The 7,257-nt window shown below is 68.1% G+C and carries 5 protein-coding genes, 1 tRNA gene and 1 other annotated feature; of the genes, 2 read left to right on the top strand and 4 right to left on the bottom strand.

Annotated elements, in window-relative coordinates; translation table 11 throughout:
• Positions 1-1,225 (top strand): IS3 family transposase gene (locus tag QM626_RS12790; RefSeq protein WP_415077335.1). Its coding sequence is split into 2 segments (ribosomal slippage), with 1,226 coding nucleotides annotated over them: positions 1-252 and positions 252-1,225; the frame shifts between segments, so codons are not numbered across the junction. This gene is flagged as partial in the annotation.
• Positions 245-373, top strand: a sequence feature (AL1L pseudoknot). Its footprint overlaps the gene before it by 129 nt.
• A 146-nt stretch (positions 1,226-1,371) precedes the next feature.
• On the opposite strand, the gene QM626_RS12785 is transcribed toward QM626_RS12790, so the two are convergent.
• From QM626_RS12785 to QM626_RS12770, 4 genes are all read right to left on the bottom strand, one after another.
• Positions 1,372-3,153: an ATP-binding protein gene (locus QM626_RS12785; protein WP_415077334.1), complete on the bottom strand. Its 1,782-nt coding sequence runs from the start codon at positions 3,151-3,153 to the stop codon at positions 1,372-1,374.
• Positions 3,154-3,513: 360 nt separating this feature from the next.
• Positions 3,514-3,604 (bottom strand) — tRNA-Ser (locus QM626_RS12780).
• Between the two features lie 84 nt (positions 3,605-3,688).
• Positions 3,689-4,519, bottom strand: a complete 831-nt coding sequence (locus QM626_RS12775; protein ID WP_415077333.1) for a class II glutamine amidotransferase — start codon at positions 4,517-4,519, stop codon at positions 3,689-3,691.
• Positions 4,520-4,555: 36 nt separating this feature from the next.
• Positions 4,556-5,605, bottom strand: a complete 1,050-nt coding sequence (locus tag QM626_RS12770) for a hypothetical protein (RefSeq protein WP_415077332.1) — start codon at positions 5,603-5,605, stop codon at positions 4,556-4,558.
• A gap of 117 nt (positions 5,606-5,722) precedes the next feature.
• On the opposite strand from QM626_RS12770, the gene QM626_RS12765 reads away from it, so the two are divergent.
• On the top strand, positions 5,723-7,093 hold the full coding sequence (locus tag QM626_RS12765) for an MFS transporter (RefSeq protein ID WP_415077331.1): 1,371 nt from the start codon (positions 5,723-5,725) through the stop codon (positions 7,091-7,093).
• The last annotated feature ends 164 nt before the right edge of the window (positions 7,094-7,257 follow it).

Below are 7,257 nucleotides of genomic sequence, written 5' to 3'. Positions count from 1 at the left end.
GTGCGATGCGGCTTGTTGCCGAGGCTCGGAGGGAGGATCCGGAGTTGTCGTTGAACGCGGCGGTGACCCGGATCGGGCAGCGTGTCGGGGTGAACGCCGACACGTTGCGGGGCTGGTGCAAGCAGGCGCAGATCGACGCGGGCGAACGCCCCGGGACCACGACCAGCGACGCTCAGCGGATCAGGGCGCTTGAGGCTGAAGTGCGCGAGCTGAAGCGTGCGAACGAGATTCTGTTGGCGGCGTCCTCGTTCTTCGCGCGGGAGCTCGACCCGCGACTGCCGTGGTAGTTCAGTTCATCGACGAGGTTCGTGACCGGTTCGGGGTCGAGCCGATCTGTCGTGTGCTCACCGCGCACGACGTCAAGATCGCTCCGTCCGGGTACTACGCGTTCAAGAAGCGTCCGCCGTCTGCTCGTGCCGTTAGCGATGAGCGGCTGGTCGCGGAGATCGAGCGGGTGTTCTTCGATCCGAAACTCGGCCGTGGGATCAGCGGGGTTCGCAAGGTCTGGCGTCTGCTGCGCCGGGAGGGCATCGTCGTGGCCCGCTGCACGGTGGAGCGTCTCATGCGGCAGCAGGGGCTGCGTGGGGTGCGTCGCGGGAAGCAGTTCGTGACCACCCGGCCGGATCCTGCCGCGACACGACCACCGGATCTCGTGCATCGTGAGTTCACCGCCCAGGCGCCGAACCGGCTCTGGGTTGTCGACTTCACGTACGTGGCCACCTGGTCGGGCATGGCGTTCACCGCGTTCGTCACCGACGTCTACTCACGTCGGATCGTCGACTGGCGGGTCGCGGACCGAATGCCCACCGAGCTGCCGTTGGACGCCTTGGAGATGGCGCTGTGGGTTCGCGGCCGTGCCGGACACGACGTCGATGGCGTCATCCACCACAGCGACGCGGGCAGTCAATACACCGCGCTGCGCTACGCTGACCGGCTCGCGGACGCCGGCGCGATCGCGTCGATCGGAACCGTCGGAGACTCGTACGATAACGCCCTCGCCGAGACGACGAACGGACTCTACAAGACCGAGTGCGTGCGCATCGACGGCCCGTTCCGCACCGTCGACGACCTCGAACTCGCCACGCTCTCCTGGGCGCACTGGTTCAACGAGAACCGGCTGCACTCATCGATCGGATACCTCACCCCGATCGAGAAGGAGAACGCGCACTACCGTGAGAACCACCCCCAGCACCAGCCGGCGCTGGGAGAACCCGCCCTCCACTAAACCCGGGACGATTCACTAAGGCTTTGTCAGACACGCCCTAGGCGACAGGTCGACCCGCTCGCGGCGAGGGCGCCATCGTGGACTTTCCGGCGGCACCACATCCTGTCGATCTCGCCGACGACGTCAGCGGCGCCGGTCGGGACGATTCAACCGTCCAGGTCATCGAATGGAAGCTGATCGGCAGGATGTGCGCTCGGCCCAGCGTGCTTGCTGATGACGCTCTGTCTGCCGGCCTTCGCGGGGAAAGCTGATCCACGTCCGTAAGTGACGCTGGGTCCTCGCGTCGCTTCCGAGGTCTTGATGAGGATGCCTCGATCGACGAGGTCCGCCAACACTCGTGATGCGCCGATGGTGTCGAGGTCGAGGAGAATTCTGACCATTCGTGCGTTGATGGTCCCGGTCTCGTGGACGAGCTCGATGATCTTGCGGTCCAGCTGGTCAGTAGTACGACGCCGGTACGTGACAGCGGGACCAAGTGCTGCTAGCGCTTCTTCACGAAGCCGATACTTCGGGTACGCGCGCCTCGCCGTCTCCCGCGTCGGTTCGAGGAGGCGGATCTCGTCGCCGCTCAGGCGCGCGAGAACAGACTGCGCCTCATCTATGACGGGCTTCTGGAGCAGCGGCCTGAGTTCATCCGCACCGATGGTCTTCCTGGTGAGGAGCGTGAGCAGGATCAGCATCGTGTCAGCATCTGCCGCCTCCTCGGCCGGCAAGGTAGCGACGTACCTGGCTAGCGCCGTGTTCGGCGCTCCACCCAGCAGGGTGACCTCGACCCGGGTCGGATCTGCCGCGTACCTTGGCGGTTCATGGCCGACACGGGCCATCTCCGCGTACATCCGATCGACGCCTGATCCGGCGGTCTCCGCGAGTCCCAGCATTCGCATCGCACCCGCAAGGTTCGCGTTCCTTGTGCGAGAGGAGGTCGTCAACACATTGTCCACGTTCACCCCGGGGACGAATCCCCCTGGCGATGACACCCTGAGCTGGGTCACCGTGTGCTCCACTGTCGTCCGTTCGGCGCTGAAGTACTCGCGGTGCATCAGCCCGTTGACGACTGCCTCACGCACGGCGGGCTCGGGAAGATCGGCGATGTGAAGCTGCTGCCCCTTACCGATTGAGACCGGAGTGGTCTCAAGCCGGGCGCCAATCAGGTCGAAAACGCGCTGCAGCGCGACCACCAGCGGACCGGTGAGCTGCTCGTTGGCCGTCAGCTGGCCCGCCGGAGTACGCCGGTGTGTGTACGAGAGCAACACTGCGTGCTCGGATCCGCGCGTGAACAGCAAGGCTCCCGCCCTGGTCAAGGTCTGGTCTTCTCTGACCACTCCCACAGCACGGAGCAGATCGATGTCAACGGCCTCTGCCAGCCGACGCTTCGCCAGATCACTCGACCGACCCAGCATCTCGCGAGCAACCTGCATGGCAACGGGATCGACCCCAGATGCGGGAACATCGCTCGGCTCGCCACTCCAGTCGCGCCCGGTCTTCTGAGCTGTCACAGCTGTGATTCGCTCCGTCGACATCGGCAGGCAACGGTCAGCGACGCGTTCGGTCGGGATCTTGCCACTCGCGCTGTGCACTTGAGTACTGCTCGGCACGGTGAGGACAAGAACGGGGCCATGCGAAGTCTCTCGCGTTTCGGCCTCGATCAGCAGCGGGGGCTGCGTGATTTCGTAGATGCGCAGGCGCGTCCGCTCTGGTTCGAGCCTGGTGCCCACAAACGCTGCGGCGCCTGTCGCCTTGTCATCGACTCCGACGACAACGGCGCCTCCCGCCGCGTTGGCAAGACAAGCAGCCGCCTCGGCGATGTTTGCCAGGTCATCCTTCACAGATCGACCATCGGTCTTGAACTCGAGGTCTAGCCGCTCGCTCGCCCCCGCTGAGCGATCTCCGTCGGCGATCCGAGCAAGCGCGCGGTCCACAACATCCACCGAATCTTCTCCGTCCGGCTGCCTCTCGAGAGGAGCAGCAGACCGAGTTTATCCAAAGTTTTGCAGAACCCTGTACAAGGAAGGGTGTAGAAAAACTTCTGCAAAACTCTTCGCAGTGGTGACACACAAAACGGGCTGACTTCCGTGGACTCACAAGCATTGTGAGTCTGACTCATCCCTACAGCGACGATTACATCGACCCCACGGTCACGGGACTCAGGGCGTACAGCCCTGATAGCGCAGCCCACAACTCGTATGTGAGGACACGGTCTTTCCCAAATCTTTCCCGCAAGCCGATTCCGGGGCAAAGAGAAAGCCCCGCGATCCCAGTGTTTCCAAGGGTTCGCGGGGCTTCGACAATGGCGGTGACGGTGGGATTTGAACCCACGGTAGGGGGTTACCCTACACAACTTTTCGAGAGTTGCACCTTCGGCCGCTCGGACACGTCACCGTCGTCCAGCTTACGGCACGCCTCGACGCGCGGCCAATTCGCCCGCGCAGAGCGCGCCGCGTGCACGAAGACACCGCAGAGAGGTCACGCGGCCAGGAACGGCTGGTGCCGGTATCCACTGCCGTCGAGGACGGCGACCGTCGACTCCTCCACCTCGACGAATGCCCCGGGCAGGTCGTTCAACGGCTCCGACACGACGACCTGCGCGTGGTCGCCGAACGCGGACAGCTGCGCCGCGCCGGGATACATGCGGCGCAGGGTCGGGATGTCGGCCGAATGGAACAGCGTCCGCGACCGCCCGTCCGACGAGTATCGGAACGCCCAGAGCGTCCGCCCGTCCGACACCGCGATCGTGCCCTGCATCGGTGACGGCACGCCCACCGCCCGTCCCGCCGCCTCGACACGGCGGATCGCCCGGCCGACGGCAAGGATCGGGTCGGCGGCGAGTCCGTAGGTGAGCGCGAGATGGAACAGCACCTCCGTGTCGGTGGTCCCCTCGATCCCGGGATACAGCGCAGGGTCCACCTCGAGGATCAGGTCGCGCTTGTACGCCGGGAAGCCGGCGAGCGCGCCGTTGTGCATGAACAGCCAGGTGCCGTGGCGGAACGGATGGCAGTTCGTCTGCTGGATCGGCGGTCCCGCCGCCGCCCGCACGTGCGCGAAGAACAGCGGACTGCGCAGGGCGTGGCTGATCTCGCGCAGGTTCACGTCGTTCCAGGCCGGCTCGACGCTGCGGAAGACGAACGGCGCGGTCCCCGCCGTGTCGGCGTACCAGCCGAGCCCGAACCCGTCGCCGTTCACGGTCTCGGCGCCGAGGCGAGCGTCCAGCGACATCGCGACGATCGAGTGCTGCGGATCGAGCACCAGCGTCGACGGCCGTATCGGCTCCCCGATGTAGGCCAGCCACCGGCACATCCCCCGCCTCCGATCCCTCGGACTGAAGGCTACGCCTCACCAGGAGCGGGCGAGAGCCGCATGCGTGCGCAGGATCCCCTCGGTCGTCCCCTCCGGTGCCCGGCCGATGCCGCACTCGGTCGCCACGCCGAACTCGTCGACGAACTGCGACGCCACCGCGATCCGCCGCTCGGCGCCCGCCACGCCGTCCTCGCGGTGCACGAGACCCAGGTACAGCTCGGTGTCGGCGGGCAGGGCGAGATCCGCCAGCGGCGCGTAGTACGCCGCGTCGTCCCGCTCGATCGGCACCGGCAGGTGCAGCCAGTCGATGCGGCGCGGGGACGCGGCGAACAGGGCGTTCGCGAAGCGCACCAGGTTGGCGGCATCCTTCGGCTCGATGAAGTGCTTCTCGGCGACGTCGCCATAGCAGAGGTGGAAGCCGACCTCGACGTCCTCCGGCACGCGCCCCGCCTGCTCGGCGGCACGGGCGGTCAGCCCCTCCCACACGTCGCCCCACCACGGCTCGACGCCCGGCTTGCCGCGGTACTCGACGCGTTCGATCACCTGGAACTCGACCGCGTTGTCCCACTGGATCGCGAGGTCCTCGTGCGGGATCGCATCGAGGATCTCGTCCAACTCACGGAACAGCGCGTCGCGGTACACGGGCTCGACCGCGGCCCGCTGCTCGGCCGGGAAGAACGCGCCGACCACGGCGAGCGGGGTCGGCAGCGACACCTGGAACCGCACGCCCGGGGGCACGACGCCCTCCTCGCGCAGCCGCCGGAACACCTCGTACGACTCCAGCGCGGCGGCGGCGTAGCCGAGCGGCGCGATCTTCAGGGTCGCCGGGTCGACCCCGTCGGCCACGCGCACCGGCCGCGCGTCGAGTCCCCGCACCGGGATGGGCGCGTCGCCGACCCGCTCGATGCCCTCGGTCTCGCCGAGCGCATCGGGCTGGAACAGGATCCAGTGGAAACGCTTGCCCACCTCGCCGTCCGGGATGCGCTTGAGCCGCCCCTCCAGGATGCTCGCCGCCGTGCGGATCGTCTTCTCTGCGTCGTCGTAGTTGACGCTGCCGACCAGCAGCGCGCCCTGGGGCTGGGTCATCTCTGTCTCCTGAACGGCCCCGATCGTGGGATGCACGGGATTCCGCGCCCCCACTCTTCCACCGACCGCTATGCCGCACGAACCCCCCGTCGCGTAACGTCACACCCGGAGGTGCCCGTGCCCGACAGGTTCGCACCGCAGCAGCAGCTGGTCGTCGCGATCGCCGTGCTGGGTTCGTTCGTCTCGTTCCTGGACGGCACCCTGGTCAACGTCGCCCTCCCGGCGATCGACCGAGACCTCGGCGGCGGCCTGGCGACCCAGCAGTGGGCGGTGGATGCCTACCTCGTCACCCTCGGCGCGCTCATCCTGCTCGCGGGCTCGGTCAGCGACGCCTTCGGCCGGCTGCTCGTGCTGCGCATCGGGCTCATCGGCTTCGGCGTCGCCTCGATCGCGGTCGCCCTCGCCCCCACGGCCGTGTTCCTCATCGTCGCGCGGGCGGTGCAGGGAGCGGCGGGCGCATTCCTCGTCCCGAGCTCGCTCGCGCTGATCACCTCGACCATCCGCGGACCGTCGCAGGCCCGCGCGATCGGCATCTGGACCGCGCTGACCACCTCGGCCATGGTCGCCGGTCCCCTCATCGGCGGCCTGTTCGTCGATCACCTCTCCTGGCGGTTCGCGTTCCTGGCAGGCATCGTGCCGATCGCCGCGACGCTCCTGCTGCTGCCGCGGCTCGACGCTCCCGACCACCGCGAGCCGGGCGCCACCGTCGACTGGTGGGGCGGCGCGCTGTGCACGTTCGGGCTCGGCCTGATCGTCTTCGCCCTGATCGAGGAGCCGGATGCCGGGTGGTCCTCGGCCCTCGTCTGGGCGCCCCTGGTCGCCGGCTGCGCCCTGTTCACGGGCTTCCTCTGGCGCCAGCGGCACGCGGCGTCCCCGGTGCTGCCGCTCGGCCTGTTCCGCATCCGCACCTTCGCCGCCGGCAACCTTGCCACGCTCTTCGTCTACGGCGCCCTGTCGCTCAGCGGGTTCGTGCTCGCGATCTACCTGCAGCAGGGCGCAGGGCTCTCCGCCACCCTGGCGGGTCTGGCGAGCCTGCCGACCACGATCGTCATGATCGCCCTGAGCTCGCGCTTCGGCGCGCTGAGCGGGCGGCTCGGTCCGAGGCTGTTCATGACCGTCGGCCCGCTCGTCATGGCGGGCGGGACGCTGCTGCTGCTCACCATCGAGACCGCCTTCGACTACTGGTGGCAGGTGCTGCCGGGCATGCTCGTGTCCGGGCTCGGCCTGTCGATCACGGTCGCGCCGCTGACCTCGGCGATCCTCGGCTCGGTCGACTCCGCCCGCTCCGGCATCGCGTCCGCGGTGAACAACGCCGTGGCCCGCGTCGCAGGGCTCCTGGCGATCGCCGCGGTCGCCGCGGTGATCGGCGGCACCCTCGACCTGGGCGGCCTCCGCAGCTCCGTGCTGCTGTGCGCCGCGCTGCTGGTGCTCGGCGGGATCGCGTCGCTGGTCGGCATCCGCAACCCGCCTCCCGGGGATCCCTCTTAGGCCGAGCACCGGCGCTGCGCCCGCCGGGTCGAGCATGTCCCGGTTTGGCGCGGTAAGAGGGCCTCTTACGGCGCCGAACCGGGACATGAACCGCGCCGAAGTGGGACATGCTCGCCGGGGCGTCGCGAGGACGGACGACGCGCTGGTCCCCACCATCCGTCGCT

The organism is Microbacterium sp., from assembly GCF_047606385.1.
Taxonomy (GTDB): Bacteria; Actinomycetota; Actinomycetes; order Actinomycetales; family Microbacteriaceae; genus Microbacterium.
Note: the sequence above shows the minus strand (reverse complement) of the source record. Positions and strands in the feature narration are given on the sequence as shown.